This is a genomic window from Micromonospora sp. WMMD736 (genome assembly GCF_049179015.1).
In the GTDB taxonomy this organism is placed as follows: Bacteria; Actinomycetota; Actinomycetes; order Mycobacteriales; family Micromonosporaceae; genus Micromonospora.
The window spans coordinates 5,171,602-5,188,327 of the sequence record NZ_JBMHMI010000001.1 but is presented as its reverse complement, the minus strand read 5'-3'; the positions used below and the strand labels follow the sequence as shown (position 1 = coordinate 5,188,327).

The following is a 16,726-nucleotide window of genomic DNA, read 5'->3' as shown; positions in this document are numbered from 1 at the left end:
ATGGACGGCCGCGGCCCGGCACGCGGGCGGACGGTCCTTGCCAGGGATCCGCCGTGGTCCCAGGATCGGACGGATGATCGACGATCCCCGTTCGGACCGCCCGTTGGACTACCACCTGGTCCTGCCCGCTGCGGGCGGTGACGACGGGGAGGGCATCCTCGTCGAGGAGTTCATCCGCCAGGACGACTTCTGCGCCACCGGCCTGCGCAGCGTGAGTTGGACGCCGGGTGGCGGCTGGTGGAGTTCCGCCACGCTGAGCCGCGACCTGCGTGCCGACCTCGCCGTACTCGCCCGGGTCGTCCCCACCGGACACGCCGAGGCGACGGACGCCTACCGCCGCCTCGGCGGCGGCGAACTACCGTCCGGGAGCGTGCTGCGGACGTACTTCCGCGACCATCAACCGATCGCGGCGACCGCGCCCCTGCGACTGGGCCCGGCTCAGCCGCCGGAGGGCTTTCGCGAGCGCCGCGTGTACCGCGTCCTGTTCGCCAAGGACCTGGCGACCGAGCAGGTGACGGCGTTGCGGGGCCGCTGGCGCACGACGGGCGGCGGCAGCGCCGGATCGGTCGCCGACGGTCGGCACGAAATCGGCGGCGTCCGGTTCACCTGGGACCTGAGACGGGTCGGCCGCACCCTCGCCTGGGCCCTCGACGTGACGGTCCTGATGCGAGGCGGCGGGGCCGAGGCGGTGCGCGAGACCCTGACAGACCTCACGAACCTGCTGCGACAGCAGGGGCTGATCGCCGTGACGACCGAGCGGTTCGCCTAACCACTGTGCCGATTTTGCAATGATGTACGTCGATGTTGCCAGAGTGGTGCCAGACGTGCTGGAATGGCTCGTATCGACGCAGCGCGGGGGCAACCGCGCTGGGAACGGCGAGCGCGGGAGCAGCGCAGCGCCGGCAGCGCGCCACTTGGGCAGACGCTCGCCATGCGCACAGCCGGGCCACCTCCGTGACGACGGACGGCTCGCCGTGTCCGTCGTCCGCGCCCCCGACACGTGCCCCCGATGGCCGACGCGCCCGTCGGGGCGTCCGGTCCGGTCCGCCAGGACGCCGGAACCGGCGACGAGGTGAGAGGCAATGATGAGTTCCCCAGAGAATGCCGTCAGGTGGTACCGGAACCGCCTGGTGTGGGTGGCGGTGATCCTGCTGGCGGTGTCGGCCGGCGCGGTCGTACTGGTCAGGCAGGCGGACCAGGACGCCCAGCCGGCGGACCTGCAGGCCCAGATCACGGCCCGGATGCGGACGACACTCGAACAGGCGGACCCGGGGCAGCACAACCATGCCGGCCACGACACCCAGCAGGTGACCACCGAGGGTAAGCCGTCGGTGATCTGCGGGGTCCGCGTCTACGGGTACGAGCCGACCGATGCCGCCGCGCTGGCCGACGTACGGACGGTCTACGGCTTCCACCTGTGCGGAGTGGCCGAGAAGAAGCGCCCCTGGGACGTGGCGGTCAAGCTGGCCGGTCCTCTGATCATGGACATGTCGACCAACCCGCCGGGCATCCAGGTGGTGGAGGCGACCGCCGATGTCATGTTCGTCGACCGACTCCGGCAGATGTTCCCGGACAAGTACGAGGAGTTGGCGCTCAAGGAGGCGTTGACCCCGTCGGAGATGGCCGATCAGCGTCGCCGGTACGACGCCGTAGCCGGCCTCTGACCACGCTCCTCCGAGCGGCGGTGACCGCTCTGACCACCGCATGTCCCCTTTTATATTGATCAGCATTGATATTTAGACACATGGATGTAACAGTGGGTTTGGGAGCGTTCCCACCCGATCACCCCCGAGAACGGAGGATGAACCGTGCGTTCAACCAAGTCCGATCAATCCGGCGGGCGACCCCGGTCAACCGTCCGTCGGTCCCTCCAGGCGCTGGTCCTGCTGTTCGCCATGGTGGCCGGCACACTGCCCTCGGTCGGCGCGGCCCAGGCACACGGCACCGTCATCAACCCGGCAACTCGCGCGTACCAGTGTTGGAAGACCTGGGGCAACCAGCACACGAACCCGGCCATGCAGCAGCAGGACCCGATGTGCTACCGGGCATTCCAGGCCAACCCCGACACCATGTGGAACTGGATGAGCCAGTTGCGCGACGGTCTCGGCGGCCAGTTCCAGGCCCGCACCCCGGACGGGCAACTGTGCAGCAACGCCCTCTCCCGGAACGACTCGCTCAACCAGCCGGGAGCCTGGAAGTCGACCCCCGTCAGCCGCAACCTGACGATCCAGATGTACGACCAGGCCAGCCACGGCGCTGACTACTTCCAGGTCTACGTCTCGAAGCAGGGGTTCAACCCGGCCACCCAGAAACTCGGGTGGGGCAACCTGGACCAGATCGCGACGACCGGCCGCTACGCGCCGGCGCAGAACATCTCGTTCAACGTCACGATCCCGTCCTCGCGCAGCGGGAACCACATCCTGTTCGTGCTCTGGAAGGCGTCGCACATGGACCAGACGTACATGTGGTGCAGCGACATCACCGTCAGCTGACGGCAGGACTCGACAGTCGGAGCACAACCGCGAGGGCGGGTTCCCGGTTCCCCGGGAGCCCGCCCTCGACCCGCGTGGCGGGTCCACCCGGCGGGCCCACCGTCACCCGGACCCCGGCTTGATCGCATCACGAGGATGCCGCCCGCGTGCCACATCCTGGGATGGCAGCCAGCCTTCAGCACACCCGATGAGCACGAATTTCAGGCTCCCCACGTCGCCCTTAACCGCACCGTCGGCAGTATTTCCCGAATCTCACCTCGACATCCGTCGATGTCCTCAGTAGGGTGACTCCTTGTGTTCGGGGGATCACTCCCCGGCGCATGCACGGGGAGTGTCGTCAACGGGGCCGTCCTCTCAGAATCACCGCTTTCTGCGACTGCCGATCCCGATCATCCCGAAGCCGCGGCCACGCCACGGGCCGCCTCCCGGTGGTCGGCACGCCGTACCGCCTTGTCGGAACGCCGTCCTCACCACTCGTCGGACCGCCGCCACCCCGGGTGCGCGGGGTCACCTGGCGCGTCGGTCCGGGGTGCACGCCGGCGCGCGGCGGGTCGGGATACGGCGCGGCAGCGCGGCGGGGCTCGTCGTCCCGCGCACACGCCAGGTCACGAACACCGTTCACGTGGCTTGACCAGCACCAGGGGGAGGTTCAGTGCCCATCGTCAGTGACCGGCTCCGGTTCGCCGCCGGGCCGACATCGGCAGCCGATGTGGTGGAACAGATCAGTTCATGGTTCGCGGTTCCCGCGGACAAGGTCGACGAAGACCTGCGGCACGACCGGGAGCGCATCCTGTCGGCCGTCCGTACGATCAACGACCGCGCCGCAGCCAACCAGCCCGACGCCCTGTACCACCAGCAACTGCTGCTCGCCCGGATCTACGCCCTGATCACCGCGCTGCCCGACGGCGCGACGGCCGAAGGCTCGGTGATCATCCACGAGGTGACCCGCCTGCTGGAGCAGGCCACCATCGCGGCCGAGGACAGCTGGATCGAACCGACTGTCTACGACGCCATACCCGGCCCGGGCCAGCCGTTCCTGTCCTGGTTGAAGGGGGTCGCGCGGCAGCACCCGGTGTTCAAGCACCCCTACTACGTCGACTTCATCAACCACCGTGCCAGCTCCGCCGACCTGCGCACGTACGTCATCCAGGAGTCCCTGGTCGACGGACGGTTCGACGACCTGCTCGCGATGATGCAGGTCGGCACGAGCGGCGCGGCCAAGATGGAGATCGCGGAGAACTTCTGGGACGAGATGGGCAACGGCAACCCGGCCGAGGTCCACACCCACCTGTTCAACAAGATCTACGACGTGTTCGACATCTCCGACGAGGAGTTGGAGAGCGCGATGACCGCCAACGACCTGCTGGCCGGAAACCTCGCGGTGCTGCTCTGCCGGTACCGGCAGTTCTACCCGGAGGCGGTCGGCTTCCTCGGCATGACCGAGTGGCTGGTGCCGGACCGGTTCCAGAACGTCGTCCGGGCCTGGGAGCGCCTCGGCCTGCCGGAGGTCGGCATCACCTACCACCGCCTGCACATCACGATCGATTCCAAGCACGCCGCCGGCTGGTTCCACAACATCGTCGTCCCGGCGAGCGAGTCGCCGCAGATGCGCCGGGGGATCGCCCGCGGTTCGCTCTGGCGGATGAACTCGTCCGCCCGGCACCTCGACGAGCGGCTGGCCCGCGCGGCCTGACCTGGCGGTCGAGGCGCCGGCCGCGCCCCCGCCACCAGCACCTGCGGCGACACCCGTACCCGAAGCGAAGGGGAACGACATGCCAATCACCGACGAAGGGTTCAAGCTCGTCGAGATTCCTCCGGTCACCGAGGAGGTCCTGGCCAGCTACGACCGCTGCCCGCCCGACCCGTACATGGGCAACCTGACCCGCTCCAAGCGGTTCTCCCAGTACCGCGTGTCGCACAAGGGCGACGACGGGTGGCAGTTCGAGAAGCTGCCGCACCGCGCGTACACCGCGTTCAAGAAGTTCAACTCGATCGGCGGCGGGATGCGGCGGCCGTACGAGCCGCTGGAGGTGGACCTGACCCCGTGGGCCAGGTTCGGCGCGGAGTCGATCCCGCTGGACACCTCCGAGGACTGGCAGCTCAACGTGCACCAGAACCGCAGCCGGGCCACGCTGGAGAAGCCGGGCCAGCTCACCCCGGAGGGCATCCACCAGGACGGTCACGAGTACGTCATGATCGCCATCCTGCGTCGGCACAATGTCGTCGGCGGCGAGACGCGGCTGTGGCGGCCGGACGCCACCGAACCGTTCTGGACCGGCACCCTCGAACCCGGTCAGGCCCTGCTGCTCGACGACCGGGCGATCCTGCACGACGTCACCGACATCGAGCCCGAGAACGGCCAGCCCGGCCACCGGGACATCCTGATCGTCGCCTTCTCCCGGTGGCGGGAGAAGTGGTACGGCGAGGAGCACGACGCCGCCGTGCTGGCCGACGGTGAGCCGGTCGTCTCGGCGATGTGAGCGCGTCCGCCGAATGAGGCGGTCCCGCCGTGGTCCGGTCACGCACCGGGCCACGGCGGCCCGCCGGGCAGGCGGATGACCCAGTCGGCGGCCACCGGGAGGGACCCCGGCGGGCAGGACCAGCGGCTCGCCGCCGGACAGACGGGAGCGAGGATGAGCGACTTCGTCAAGTACCACGCGCTCGGCAACGACTACCTGGTCGTCGACCCCCGACGGCTGAACATCGCGCGGACCGGCGAGACGGCCCGGCTCCTGTGCGACCGCCGGTACGGGGTCGGCGCCGACGGCCTGCTCGTCGGCCCGGTCGGCCCGGTGGTCCCGGGCGAACCCGTCGACCTGTTGATCTTCAACGCGGACGGCAGCCCGTGCGGCCGCAGCGGCAACGGCATCCGGATCTTCGCCAGTCACCTGCTCGACCGGGAACCCCACCTCGGCCAGGGCCCGGCCGGCAACCAGGTCACTGTCCGCACCAGCGGCGGCACGTCCCGGGTGGAGATCCACGATCCGGACAGCGGCACCGTCCGGATCGCCACCGGCGCGCCGGCCTTCACGGTGGTCGATCCGGGCGCGACGGACCGCGCCGCCCGGCTGCTGCGCCCGCTTGTCGTCGGTGACCGGACCCTGTCCGTGGTCGCCCTCGACGACGGCAACCCGCACCTCGTGGTGCCGCTGCCGGCGGTGGACCGGGCGGTCGCCGAGGCGCTCGGCGAGCCGATCGCCGGCCACCCGGAGTTTCCCGGCCGGACCAACGTGGAGTTCCTGCGGGTCCTGGACCGTTCCACCATCGAGATCGAGGTCTGGGAGCGCGGGGCCGGTTACACCACCGCGTCGGGCAGCGGCGCCTGCGCCGCCGCCGGTGCGGCCCACGCGCTCGGCCTGGTCGACGAGCACATCGTCGTACACATGCCCGGCGGCACGGTCGAGGTCGGCATCGACGCCGACGGCACGGTCACCCTCACCGGGCCGGTCCACGAGGTGTTCGCCGGTGAGCTGAGTGGCGACCTGATCGCCCGGGTCACCACCGAGAAACGGGAAACGGAGCGGATCGGATGACGGACACGCGTGAGGTCGTCGGGGGATGCCCGCTGGACTGTCCGGACGGATGTAGCTGGAAGGTCACCGTGACCGACGGGAAGGCCGTGCGGCTGCGCGGCAACCCGGACCACCCGTACACGCGGGGCACGCTCTGCGTGAAGGTCAACCAGTACCTCGACCACGCCGCCTCCCCGGACCGGCTGCTGTACCCGATGCGCCGGACCGGTCCCAAGGGCTCCGGCCGGTTCACCCGCATCGGCTGGGACGAGGCGCTGACCGAGATCGCCGACCAGCTCAACCGGATCGTTCGGGAGAGCGGCGGCGAAGCCATCTGGCCCTACCAGGGCACCGGCAACCTGGGCTTCCTCCAGGGCTTGCAGGGCCAGGCCGGTTCCCGACTGTGGCATGTGCTCGGCGCCTCCCGGCACAAGATGACCATCTGTTCGATCGCCGGGCTGCACGGCACCGAGTACGCCACCGGGACCACCCGGGGCATCGATCCGGAGTCGATGGCGCACGCCCGGCTGATCCTGCTCTGGGGTGTCAACACCCTCACCACCAGCCACCACCTGTGGCGCTTCATCGACCAGGCCCGCCGCGCCGGCGCACACGTGGTGGTCATCGACCCGGTGCGGACCCGGACCGCGCGGCAGGCCGACGAGCACATCGCCCCGCTGCCCGGCACCGACGCGGCCCTCGCCCTGGGCCTGCTGCACGTGGTGCTCGCCGAGGGCGCCGAGGACCGTGACTACCTGGAGCGGTACACCCTCGGCTGGCCCGAGTTCCGGGACCGGATCCTGGAGTACCCGCCGGACCGGGTTGCCACGATCACCGGCCTCAGCGAGGAACAGATCGTCACCCTGGGCCGACGGCTGGCGCACACCCGCCCTACCGCGATTCGGGCCGGCATCGGGGTGCAGCGGCACGCCGGTGGCGGCGAGGTGCTGCGGATGCTGGCCTGCCTGGTCGGCGTCACCGGCGACTGGCGGTACCCGGGCGGCGGGCTGGCGTTCTCGACCGACGGCTACTTCGGCGGCGACCGGGACGCGCTGGCCCGCCCCGACCTGCTCACCCGGCCGGTCCGCAAGCTGTCCATGACCCGGCTCGCGGAAACCCTGCTCGACGTGGACGACCCGCCGGTGCGGGCGCTCGTCGTGTACGGCGCCAATCCGGTCGCCAGCGCACCCGACCAGAACCGGATCCGCCGGGCGCTGACCCGGCCGGACCTGTTCACGGTGGTCCTCGACCACTTCCCGACCGACACCGTCGACTACGCCGACATCGTGCTGCCGGCCACCATGCAGACCGAGCACCTGGACGTGCTCGACGGGTACGGGCACATGTACATCACCTGGAACGAGCCGGCGGTGCCGCCGCCCGGGGAGTGCCTGTCCACCACCGAGACGTTCCGCCGGCTGGCCCGGCACCTCGGGCTGACCGAACCCAGCCTGTACGAATCCGACGAGGAGTTGGCCGGGCAACTGCTGGCCACCGACGATCCGTCACTGGCCGGGATCAGCATGGAACGGCTGCGTACCGAGGGCTGGGCCCGGCTGAACTACGAGCCGGCGTTCCTGCCGTTCGCGGACGGCTTTCCCACCCCGTCCGGCCGGCTGGAGTTCTACTCCGAGCGGGCCGCCGCGGACGGGCTCGACCCGCTGGTCGGGTACGTCCCGCCGAAGGAGCCGAACGACCCGGACCTGTCCCGCCGCTTCCCGCTGACCCTGATCGCCGGTGCCGGACACTTCTCCATCAACACGGTCTTCGGCAACAAGCCGGAACTCGTCCGCCGGTCCGGCGGGCCCCGGATCGTCCTGCACCCGGACGACGCCGGGCCGCGCGGGCTCGTCGACGGCGGCCAGGCGCGGATCTTCAACGACCGGGGCGCGTTCACCGCGACGGTGAGCGTGGACGCGGACCACGTCCGGCCCGGGGTGGTGGCCACGACAAAGGGCCACTGGCTCAAGCTCACCGGCGGCGCCGGGGTGAACGCCACGGTGGACGAGCGGGACTCGGACATGGGCGGCGGCGCCGTCTTCCACGACAACCGGGTGCAGATCGAACCCGTCGTGCCCGGGGACGTCGAACCATCGTGACCAGAGACTAGGAGACCGTCCATGGAGTTCCGCCCACTCGGTCGCAGCGGCCTTCAGGTCAGCGAGATCGCGTACGGCAACTGGCTGACCCACGGCTCGCAGATCGACGTCGACACCGCGCGGGCATGCGTGGCAGCGGCGCTCGGCGAGGGAATCACCACCTTCGACACGGCCGACGTGTACGCGGGTACCCGGGCCGAGGCGGTGCTCGGCGAGGCGCTGACCGGGGTACGCCGGGAGTCGCTGGTGCTGTGCACCAAGGTGTACTTCCCGACCGGCCCGGGCCCCAACGACCAAGGGCTGTCCCGCAAGCACATCGTCGAGTCGCTGCACGCCTCGCTGCGCCGGCTGAACACCGACTACGTGGACGTCTACTACGCACACCGGTTCGACCACGCCACCCCGCTCGTCGAGACGCTGCGCGCGTTCGACGACCTGGTCCGCCAGGGCAAGGTGCTCTACCTCGGGGTGTCCGAGTGGACCGCGGAGCAGATCGTCACCGCCCGACGGCTCGCCGAGGACCTGGGCCTGACCGCGTTCGTCGCGAACCAGCCGCAGTACAACATGCTGTGGCGGGTGATCGAGGACGAGGTGGTGCCGGCCTGCGAGAAGGCCGGCATGAGCCAGGTCGTCTTCTCGCCGCTGGCCCAGGGCGTGCTCAGCGGCAAGTACCGGTCCGACGGGCCGCCGCCGCAGGGCTCCCGCGCGCTGGACGCGAACGGCGCCGACTGGGTCGGCCCGTACCTGCGACCGGAGGTGTTGGAGCGGGTGGCGGCGCTGCGTCCGCTGGCCGCCGAGGCCGGGCTGACCACGGCCCAGCTCGCGGTCGCGTGGACGTTGAACAATCCGAACGTGGCGGCGGCGGTGATCGGGGCGTCCCGGCCGGAGCAGATCCGGGAGAACGTCGCGGCGGTCGGGGTACGGCTCGACCCGGCGCTGCTCCGGCGGATCGACGAGACCCTCGGCGACGTGATCGAGCGTGATCCCGGCAGGACGGAAAGCGCCGCCTGACCGACCGGCGAGGAGAATCGAGGCCACATGAGTTTCGAACCGTTCGCGCTGGTCGAATGGCAGTCCCGGTACGAGCCGACGGTCGAGTACACGCTGGCGGACAGCAGCTGCCAACCGGTACGGCTGCGGGAGTTCGTGGCCGAGGCGGACGCCGACCGGCTGCTCGACGGCCGCCAGCACTACCCGTCCGTGCGTGGTAACCCGGCGCTACGCGAGTTGATCGCCGACTGGCAGGGCTGCCGACCGGAGGACGTGCTGGTCACCGTCGGCGCGGCCGAGGCGAACACCTTGATCATGGACGCGCTGGTCGGGCCGGACGACCACGTGGTGTTGCTGGAACCCGGGTACCGGCAGGTGTGGGGGCTGGCCCGCAACGCCGGCGCGAAGATCGACACCTGCGCGCTGGACGAGGAACGCGGGTGGCGGATCGACCTGGCCGCACTGGAGAGCCTCGTCCGGCCGGACACCAGGGCCATCGTCGTCACCAACCCGAACAACCCGACCGGCTCGGTGCTGTCCGCGCCGGAACGGGCGGCCCTGGTCGCCGTCGCTGCGCGCAACGGTGCATGGCTGGTCGTGGACGAGGTGCACCGGGGTACCGAACTCGACGTCGACACGGTCACCCCCACCCTGTGGAACGGGTACGACCGGGTGATCTGCGTCGGCAGCCTGTCGAAGGCGTTCGCCCTGCCGGGGCTGCGGGTGGGCTGGATCGTCGCGCCTGCGGAGTTCCTCACCCGGGTGTGGCGCCGGCACGAGTACCTGACGGTCAGCACCGGGATGCTCGCCATGCAGGTCGCCGAGTTGGCCCTCGCCGCCCCGACCCGGGACCGGCTGCTGGACCGCAACCGGGGGCTGATGCGCGCCGGGCGGTCCCTGCTGGTCGACTGGGTCCGAGCGCACCAGGAGCTGGTGTCGATCGTCCCGCCGACCGCGACCGCACTCGGTTTCGTCCGGTACCGCGCGCCGGTGACCAGCCTGGCGCTGGCGAACGCGCTGCGGGTGCGGGGTGGGGTGCTGGTCGGGGCCGGCGCCCACTTCGGCTGGGAGGGGCACTTCCGGGTGATCCACTCACTGGACCCGGAATACGTCTCGGCGGCGCTGGACCGGGTGGCGGCGGTGCTGGCCGAGGGGGTCGCAGGTGTGCTGCCGGGGGACGTGGGACCCGGCTGACACCGGTCGACGACGCGGACGCGGGGTCCGCCCGGTGGGATGTCCAGCCGGACGGACCCCGCGTCCGGCTCAGCCGGTCCGGGCCGGAGACGGCCGCCGGTCGGCGTCGGTCGCGTTCGCCGGCCCTGCCCGGTTGGCCCGCCGCTCGGCGAGCGTCAGCGCGACCACGGCGCCGAGCAGCACCACCGAGCCGGCGCTGGCGGCTACGGTGAGCCGCTCGTCGAACCAGAGCACGGCGATCACGGCGGCGGTGACCGGCTCGATCAGCGCGATCACCGATGCCGTCGTCGCCCGGACGGTGGCCAGCCCGGCGAAGAACAAGCTGTACGCCAGCGCCGTCGGCGCGAACCCCAGGTAGCAGACCAGGCCCAGCGTCTGACCGACGTCCCCCGAGGTGGGCAGCAGCCCTTCGAGCAGGGCCAGCGGAAGCAGGAACACCATTCCGACGGTGAATCCGCCCAGTGCCATCACCTGCGGGCTGCCGCCGCTGTCCCGGCCCAACTTGCGGTTGAGCAGTGTGACCCCGGCGTACCCGGCGGCCGACAGCAGCGCGCAGGCGAGCCCCAGCGCCGGTGCCGAGGCCGTGCTGGCGCTCCCGCCGCCGACCAGCAGAAGCAGCCCGGCCAGGGCCATCGCCACGGTGGCGGCCCCAGCTCGGCCGAGCCGTTCACCCATCAGGAGATGGGATCCGATGGCGATCAGGACCGGCCCGGATCCGAGGGTCACCACCGTCGCGACGGCCAGCCCGGCGTAGTCGACGGCGGCGAAGTAGGCGGTCTGGTAGACCGCCAACCCCACTCCGGTCGTCACCACCTGCTGCCAGCGCGGCCGGGTGGGGGTGCCGGTACGGCGGCGGAGCAGCAGGTGAGCGGCGGCGAGGAGCAGGACTCCACTGGCGAACCGCCAGAAGGACACCGCCACGGGTCCCATGCCGCTGTCGTCGTAAAGAACGGCCGCTGCGGCGCCGCCGGTCCCCCAGGCGACAGCCGCGACACAGATGTAGAAAATTCCACGCCCGACGGACGGGCGTATATCGGTATTCACACAATTCTCCGAAGTCATCGCCACCGGGGCACCATCAACAAACCCGGGCTCAGAAAAGAGGGAACCGGGTTGGGACAGGTTTCGTTACCGGTCCGCCGGTGGTGGTGAAACAACGAAGAATTTCACCAGGACACCATACCGTCGTCCCCGGTGATCAGACAGTCACGCCGTGCCGTGGGTCAGTCCCGGACCAGCATCAGCCGTAGCGCGAGGCCGACGAACACCGCCGCGGTGGCCACGTTGAGCGCCTTGATGATCCGCCGGCTGCGGCGCAGCCACTGACCCGCGCGCCCGGCCGCTAGGCCGATCACGCCGTCGATCATGAGGTCGATGACCACCAGGGTCAGGCCGAGGATGAGGAACTGGCCGGGGACGTTGCCGAGTTCCGGGTTGACGAACTGGGGCAGGAACGCGGCGTTGAACAGGATCACCTTCGGGTTGAGCAGGTTCACCACGGCCGCCTTGCGGAACGCCACCCACCGGTCCACGCGGCCCGGCTCGCTGGCCGGCGCGGTCAGGGTCGTCTCGTTGCGTTCGAGGTACGTCTTGACGGCCAGGTAGACCAGATAGACCGCGCCGGCCCAGCGGATCACGTCGTAGAGGAGCGGTGCCACGGCGAAGATCGCGGCGAAGCCGAGGATGGCCGCGACCGCGTGCACGGCGAGGCCGGCCGCCACGCCCAGCGCGGCGGAGAATCCGGCCAGCGGGCCGCCGCCGACGCCCATGGTGATGATGAACGCCATGTCGGGTCCCGGCACGATCACCAGAATCACGGCCGCCAACACGAATGCCTGGTAAAGCGACAGATCGATCACCGACATAGTATTCCACACCGGTGCAGACCGGCAGGCGTCCGCAATCCGTCCACCGTTCCCACCATTCGGGCAGCCGACTCCGCACGGAAACAAGTGGTTAATTACTGTCAGGCTGTGGCAGGTCGGCCGGATCGGTGTTCGCGCCGCACCGCACGGCAGGCCACCCGCTCCCCCGGCATAATAAAAGGCCCTGACCGCTGGTCAGGGCCTTACATGGGTGGAGCTGAGGGGATTTGAACCCCTGACCCCCTCGATGCGAACGAGGTGCGCTACCAGTCTGCGCCACAGCCCCCCACCGGCGAACCGGCTTCGGTCCCACCCGGCTTTCACCGGGCGGGCCGGCAGCAAGGCTAACAGGTCGCCCGCCTCCACCGCGAATCCACCCCCGGCGTGCCGCCCCGCCGGCCCCGAGATCCACTCAGCATCCAGGAAATCGCGGCATCCCGGGCACCCAGACACCACGCCTTCCCGGAAGTCGAGTCGATCAAGCGCCGCAGGCCAAGGCCGCCGTCAGCCCGGCAGGGCAAGGCCGCCGTCAGCCCGGCAGGGCAAGGCCGCCGCCAGCCCGCAGCACGGCGAGGCCGCCGCCAGGCACGGCGAGGCCGCCGCCCACCCGGCACGGCGCGGCCGTCTCGATCAGGCGCCGCGGCCGGCCTCGTAGGGGCGCCCGCGCAGGCCACCCGAGCGCCGGTACGAGACCGAGCCGCCGTTGACCGCCGCCGGGAGGTCCGCGGGCCGGTCGAGACCCATGGCAGCTCGGCGTACCCCCTCGCGTTGGGCTGCCAGACGGCGCTGCGCCTCCCGGCGGGCCGCCGCGCGACGGGCCTGCTCGCGGCGGACCTCGGCCTGGCGGGCCGCCAACCACGCCGCCTCCCGGGCCCGCGCGCGACGCCGGCGGCGAGCGGCGAGGGCTCGCCTGCGCAGGTGTACGACGTACAGGGCCAGCAGCATGAAGGTGACCGAGAAGCCGATCCAGAAGCCGGGGCTGACGAACAGCACGCCGATCAGTTCGACGACGTTGAGCAGCAGCAGCGCGGCGAGTACCCGGCGTCGCCGGTACACGGCGGGGGTGTGCTGCCGGCGCGGTGGACGGCGGCGGGGGCGCTTCGGGGCCGGAGGTACGGCACGCAACCGGCCCGATCGGCGGGCGGCCGGCGGCGCGGAGACCGGTACGGCCAACTTGCCCGTAGCCGCGTCCTCGCTGAGCGTGACCACAAGCGAGCGCGGGGGGTGCAGGGGCTGCCGTCCCGGCACAGTGCGACGCCGCCGACGGCGCTGGAGCACCCGCGCCGTCGACTGCGCCCGCTCCGCCACCAGCCGCTCGGTGGCGTCGTACCGGCGGACCAGCGCCGGTGCCAGGGCGAGCAGGCCGGCGGCGGCGAGGACGGCGAGGAGCACCGAGGTCGGCACCCTCACCCCTCCCATCACCGAATTCGGAGCAACCGCTCCCCGACCGCAGGATCTTCCACCAATCACGCCTGAGCGCGTGGATCGTCCGGACGGTGAGCGCTTGCCGCAGCTTGCAGTTACTTGAGGTTACGGTGAACCGACCGGGATACCACTGCGCCGCGCCGATCCCGTGCGTGGGACAGCCACTACCGCGCGGTCGCGCGGATCCGGTGCCAGCGGGCCAGCAGACCGCCCTCGGCGGCGACTTCCTCGCTCGTCATCGCGTATCCGATGTGGTCACGCCACGCGCCGTCGATGTGCATGTAGCGCACGTGGTACGACTCCTCACGGAAGCCCAGCTTCTCCACCACCCGCCGCGACGGGCGGTTCTCCGGCCGGATGTTGACCTCGATCCGGTGCAGCCCACCCGGGCCGAACGCGTGGTCGACGGCGAGCGCGAGCGCGGTCGGGATCACACCCTGCCCGGCCACCCGGGCGTCCACCCAGTAGCCGACGTAACCGGAGCAGAAGGCGCGGCGCACGATGCTGCCGACGTTGAGGTGCCCGACCAGCCGCTCCCGGTCGGCCTCCCGAAGGCAGACCGCGAAGGGCATCCCCTCGCCCTCGCGGGCCGAGCGCCGCTGGTCGCGGTGCACCCACCGGAACGCGGCCGGCGAGTTCAGCTCGTCCCAACCGCCCGGCAGCGACGACTCCCAGGGGGCCAGCCAGGCCTGGTTGGCCCGGCGTACCTGCGACCACGCTGCGGCGTCGGAGCGCCGGTAGGGGCGCAACAGCACCGGACCGTCGACCAGCACCGCCGGCCAGCCGGGCGCACGGACCGGTCCGAAGAGACTCACCCGCACAGTCTCCCGCGCGGGACCGGTTCGCGCGCAAGTGGACCTCCGGGGGATCTCACCGACGGCGGTCCAGCAGCAGCACGTCCACGGTGGAGCCGGCGGCGGCGGTGGTGACCCGCTCGCCGAGCACCAGGAGCCCGTTCGCCTCGGCCAGGCCGGAGAGGGTGAACGGGCCACCACGCAGCGGTTGCACCGTGTAACCGCCGCCGCGTCGCTCGGCGACGTGCGCGGGCCGGAACTCACGCAGCCCGCCGGGTGACGACACGGTCTCCAGCAGGTGCGCCCGGACGCTGGGACGGAACACCGGTTCCGCGCCGGCGAGCAGTTGGATGGCCGGACGAGCCAGCACCTCGAAGCCGATCAGCGCGGCGCCCGGGTCGCCGGGCAGGCAGACCACCGGCACCTCTTCGGCGCCGACCGTGCCGAACCCGAGAGCGGTGCCGGGATAGAGCGCCACGTCGGTGAAGGCCACCGGCCCGGCCCGGCCGCCCTCGCGGCGGGACAGGATCCGCCGGACCATGTCACCCGGGCCGGTGCCGGTCCCGCCGGTGGTGATGATCAGATCGGCCCGCAGGGTCTGGTCCTCCAGCAGGCCGCGCAGCCCTTCCGGGTCGTCGTCGCAGATGCCCACCCGGTACGCCAGCGCGCCCACCTCGGCCGCGGCGGCGGTCAGCGCGTGCGAGTTGGCGTCCACCACCTGGCCGGGCTGGCTGCCCCGGCCCACGTCGACAAGCTCGTCCCCGGTAGCCACGATGACCACCCGGGGACTCGGCCGGACCACCACGTGGCCGATGCCGGTGGCCGCGAACACGGCGACGAGGGCCGGGGAGACGTACGTGCCGGCACGGGCGAGCAGCGTGCCGGCGGGCAGCTCCTCACCGGCGCGGCGGACGCCGTACCCCCGCTTGGGGGTGCGGAAGATCTCGACGGCGGCCATGCCCTGGTCGGTCCACTCCACCGGGACCACCACGTCCGCGGCGACCGGCAGAGGCGCCCCGGCGGCCACCGAGAAGCACGAGCCCGGGGTGAGCCGCACCGGACGCCAGCTCGCCGCGCCCAGGTCGCCGACCACGTTGAGCCGGATGCTCCGCCCGCCGGGCGTGCCGGAGGGGGCCGGGACGTAGCTCGGGCCCCGGCCCCCTCCGGAGATGTCCTCCCAGCGGGCCGCGTACCCGTCCACGGCCGCCTGGTCGAAGGCCGGGAAGGCGTGCGGCGCGACGACGTCCTCGGCGAGGACGTTGCCGTGCGCCTGGGTGAGGTCGAGGTCGAGTGGCGGCAGCGCTCGTAACCTGCGCAGCACGCTGCCCAGGTAGTCGGCGAGCGGCGTCAACTCGTTCGCGGCCGCCTCGGCGTCGGCCGTCGCGGTCATGTACCAGATCCGCCTGCCGCGTCGGCCTTGACGAACTCGGCCAGCCAGGCGCGGAACTCGGTGCCGAAGTCCTCGCGTTCGGCGGCGATCTGCACCACGGTCTGGAGGTAGCCCAGCGGCATGCCGGTGTCGTAGCGGGTGCCCCGGTAGACGATCGCGTGCACCGGGGTGCCCTCGCTGCGCAGCAACTCCATCGCGTCGGTCAGCTGGATCTCGCCGCCGCTGCCCGGCTTGGTCCGCCGGATCGCGTCGAAGATCGTGCCGGGCAGCACGTACCGGCCCAGCACGGCCAGGTTGCTCGGCGCGTCCTCCGGCTGCGGCTTCTCGACCATGCCGGTCACCTTGACGACCTCGCCGACGTCGGTCAGGTCGGCCTCGGCGGGCTCGACCGAGGCGATGCCGTACCGCTTGGTGTCGGCCGGGTTCACCTCGAAGAAGGCGAGCACCACGCCGCCGGTGCGGGCCTGCAACTCCAGCATGGCCGGCAGCAGCGGCTCGGACGGCTTCACGAACTCGTCACCGAGTAGCACCGCGAAGGGCTGGTCACCGACGTGGGCCTCGGCGTACCCGATCGCGTGCCCGAGCCCGAGTTGCTCCGGCTGCCGGACGGTGTAGATCTCGGCCAGCTCACCGGGCCGACGCACGGCCGCCAGCCGCTCGGCGTCGCCCTTCTCCTCCAGCCTGGTCTCCAGGTCGGGGCGACGGTCGAAGTGGTCCACCATCGACGTCTTACCCCGACCGGTGATCAGCAACACGTCGCCGATGCCGGCCTGGGCGGCCTCCTCGACGATGTACTGCAGCACCGGCCGGTCGACGACCGGCAGCAGCTCCTTGGGAACCGCCTTGGTGGCCGGCAGGAAGCGGGTGGCCAGTCCGGCGGCCGGGATGACGGCCTTGACCGCCAGGGGACGGCCGGTTGCGGCGACCGTCGCTGAGGGGTTCGCTGAGTGCTCCGACATGCCGCG

At 71.4% G+C, this 16,726-nt stretch carries 15 protein-coding genes and 1 tRNA gene; 9 read left to right on the top strand and 7 right to left on the bottom strand.

From position 1 onward, the window contains the following. The first annotated feature begins 73 nt into the window (after positions 1–73). From ACN269_RS23395 to ACN269_RS23355, 9 genes are all read left to right on the top strand, one after another. Positions 74–769, top strand: a complete 696-nt coding sequence (locus ACN269_RS23395; RefSeq protein WP_421474433.1) for a hypothetical protein — start codon at positions 74–76, stop codon at positions 767–769. Positions 770–1,085: 316 nt separating this feature from the next. Further along, positions 1,086–1,664, top strand: coding sequence for a hypothetical protein (locus ACN269_RS23390; protein ID WP_421474432.1), 579 nt, complete (start codon positions 1,086–1,088; stop codon positions 1,662–1,664). A 144-nt stretch (positions 1,665–1,808) separates the two neighbouring features. Continuing rightward, positions 1,809–2,492, top strand: coding sequence for a lytic polysaccharide monooxygenase auxiliary activity family 9 protein (locus ACN269_RS23385; RefSeq protein WP_421474431.1), 684 nt, complete (start codon positions 1,809–1,811; stop codon positions 2,490–2,492). A gap of 652 nt (positions 2,493–3,144) precedes the next feature. Then, a complete protein-coding gene (locus tag ACN269_RS23380) occupies positions 3,145–4,185 on the top strand; it encodes an iron-containing redox enzyme family protein (RefSeq protein ID WP_421474430.1) in 1,041 nt (346 codons plus the stop codon). Positions 4,186–4,264: 79 nt separating this feature from the next. Next, positions 4,265–4,972, top strand: a complete 708-nt coding sequence (locus ACN269_RS23375; RefSeq protein ID WP_421474429.1) for a 2OG-Fe dioxygenase family protein — start codon at positions 4,265–4,267, stop codon at positions 4,970–4,972. A 153-nt stretch (positions 4,973–5,125) separates the two neighbouring features. Continuing rightward, entirely contained in the window at positions 5,126–6,025 is a 900-nt protein-coding gene (dapF, locus tag ACN269_RS23370; protein WP_421474428.1) for a diaminopimelate epimerase, read from the top strand. Beyond that, complete coding sequence (locus tag ACN269_RS23365; RefSeq protein WP_421474427.1) at positions 6,022–8,103, top strand: molybdopterin-containing oxidoreductase family protein; 2,082 nt, start codon at positions 6,022–6,024, stop codon at positions 8,101–8,103. Before dapF ends, ACN269_RS23365 begins: the two co-directional genes overlap by 4 nt. Positions 8,104–8,124: 21 nt before the next feature. Further along, positions 8,125–9,114 (top strand): aldo/keto reductase family protein, encoded by a 990-nt coding sequence (locus ACN269_RS23360; RefSeq protein ID WP_421474426.1) that lies wholly within the window; start codon positions 8,125–8,127, stop codon positions 9,112–9,114. Positions 9,115–9,141: 27 nt separating this feature from the next. Continuing rightward, positions 9,142–10,287, top strand: coding sequence for an aminotransferase class I/II-fold pyridoxal phosphate-dependent enzyme (locus ACN269_RS23355; RefSeq protein WP_421474425.1), 1,146 nt, complete (start codon positions 9,142–9,144; stop codon positions 10,285–10,287). 69 nt (positions 10,288–10,356) lie between these two features. Here ACN269_RS23355 and ACN269_RS23350 read toward each other — a convergent pair whose 3' ends face one another. The 7 genes from ACN269_RS23350 to ACN269_RS23320 form a co-directional block, all read right to left on the bottom strand. Next, positions 10,357–11,349 carry a DMT family transporter gene (locus ACN269_RS23350; RefSeq protein WP_421476510.1) on the bottom strand — a complete coding sequence of 331 codons (993 nt, stop codon included), beginning with the start codon at positions 11,347–11,349 and terminating at the stop codon, positions 10,357–10,359. 161 nt (positions 11,350–11,510) lie between these two features. Further along, the gene (locus tag ACN269_RS23345) at positions 11,511–12,146 is read right to left on the bottom strand and encodes a LysE family translocator (RefSeq protein ID WP_421474424.1); all 636 of its coding nucleotides are present in this window, start codon (positions 12,144–12,146) and stop codon (positions 11,511–11,513) included. Between the two features lie 218 nt (positions 12,147–12,364). Beyond that, positions 12,365–12,438 (bottom strand) — tRNA-Ala (locus ACN269_RS23340). Positions 12,439–12,782: 344 nt separating this feature from the next. Beyond that, positions 12,783–13,571, bottom strand: a complete 789-nt coding sequence (locus ACN269_RS23335) for a hypothetical protein (protein WP_421474423.1) — start codon at positions 13,569–13,571, stop codon at positions 12,783–12,785. A gap of 170 nt (positions 13,572–13,741) precedes the next feature. Then, positions 13,742–14,392 (bottom strand): GNAT family N-acetyltransferase, encoded by a 651-nt coding sequence (locus ACN269_RS23330; RefSeq protein WP_421474422.1) that lies wholly within the window; start codon positions 14,390–14,392, stop codon positions 13,742–13,744. Positions 14,393–14,447: 55 nt separating this feature from the next. After that, on the bottom strand, positions 14,448–15,761 hold the full coding sequence (gene glp / locus ACN269_RS23325; protein WP_421474421.1) for a gephyrin-like molybdotransferase Glp: 1,314 nt from the start codon (positions 15,759–15,761) through the stop codon (positions 14,448–14,450). Next, positions 15,758–16,720, bottom strand: coding sequence for a UTP--glucose-1-phosphate uridylyltransferase (locus tag ACN269_RS23320; protein ID WP_421474420.1), 963 nt, complete (start codon positions 16,718–16,720; stop codon positions 15,758–15,760). Before ACN269_RS23320 ends, glp begins: the two co-directional genes overlap by 4 nt. Positions 16,721–16,726 lie beyond the last annotated feature (6 nt).

What these genes read in the sequence shown, in the direction of transcription:
- ACN269_RS23365 (WP_421474427.1), top strand. Translation starts at nt 6,022, where the DNA reads ATGACGGACACGCGTGAGGTCGTCGGGGGATGCCCGCTGGACTGTCCG.
- ACN269_RS23355 (WP_421474425.1), top strand. Translation starts at nt 9,142, where the DNA reads ATGAGTTTCGAACCGTTCGCGCTGGTCGAATGGCAGTCCCGGTACGAG.
- ACN269_RS23335 (WP_421474423.1), bottom strand. Translation starts at nt 13,571, where the DNA reads ATGGGAGGGGTGAGGGTGCCGACCTCGGTGCTCCTCGCCGTCCTCGCC.
- ACN269_RS23390 (WP_421474432.1), top strand. Translation starts at nt 1,086, where the DNA reads ATGAGTTCCCCAGAGAATGCCGTCAGGTGGTACCGGAACCGCCTGGTG.
- dapF (WP_421474428.1), top strand. Translation starts at nt 5,126, where the DNA reads ATGAGCGACTTCGTCAAGTACCACGCGCTCGGCAACGACTACCTGGTC.
- ACN269_RS23375 (WP_421474429.1), top strand. Translation starts at nt 4,265, where the DNA reads ATGCCAATCACCGACGAAGGGTTCAAGCTCGTCGAGATTCCTCCGGTC.
- glp (WP_421474421.1), bottom strand. Translation starts at nt 15,761, where the DNA reads ATGACCGCGACGGCCGACGCCGAGGCGGCCGCGAACGAGTTGACGCCG.
- ACN269_RS23350 (WP_421476510.1), bottom strand. Translation starts at nt 11,349, where the DNA reads ATGACTTCGGAGAATTGTGTGAATACCGATATACGCCCGTCCGTCGGG.
- ACN269_RS23360 (WP_421474426.1), top strand. Translation starts at nt 8,125, where the DNA reads ATGGAGTTCCGCCCACTCGGTCGCAGCGGCCTTCAGGTCAGCGAGATC.
- ACN269_RS23395 (WP_421474433.1), top strand. Translation starts at nt 74, where the DNA reads ATGATCGACGATCCCCGTTCGGACCGCCCGTTGGACTACCACCTGGTC.
- ACN269_RS23320 (WP_421474420.1), bottom strand. Translation starts at nt 16,720, where the DNA reads ATGTCGGAGCACTCAGCGAACCCCTCAGCGACGGTCGCCGCAACCGGC.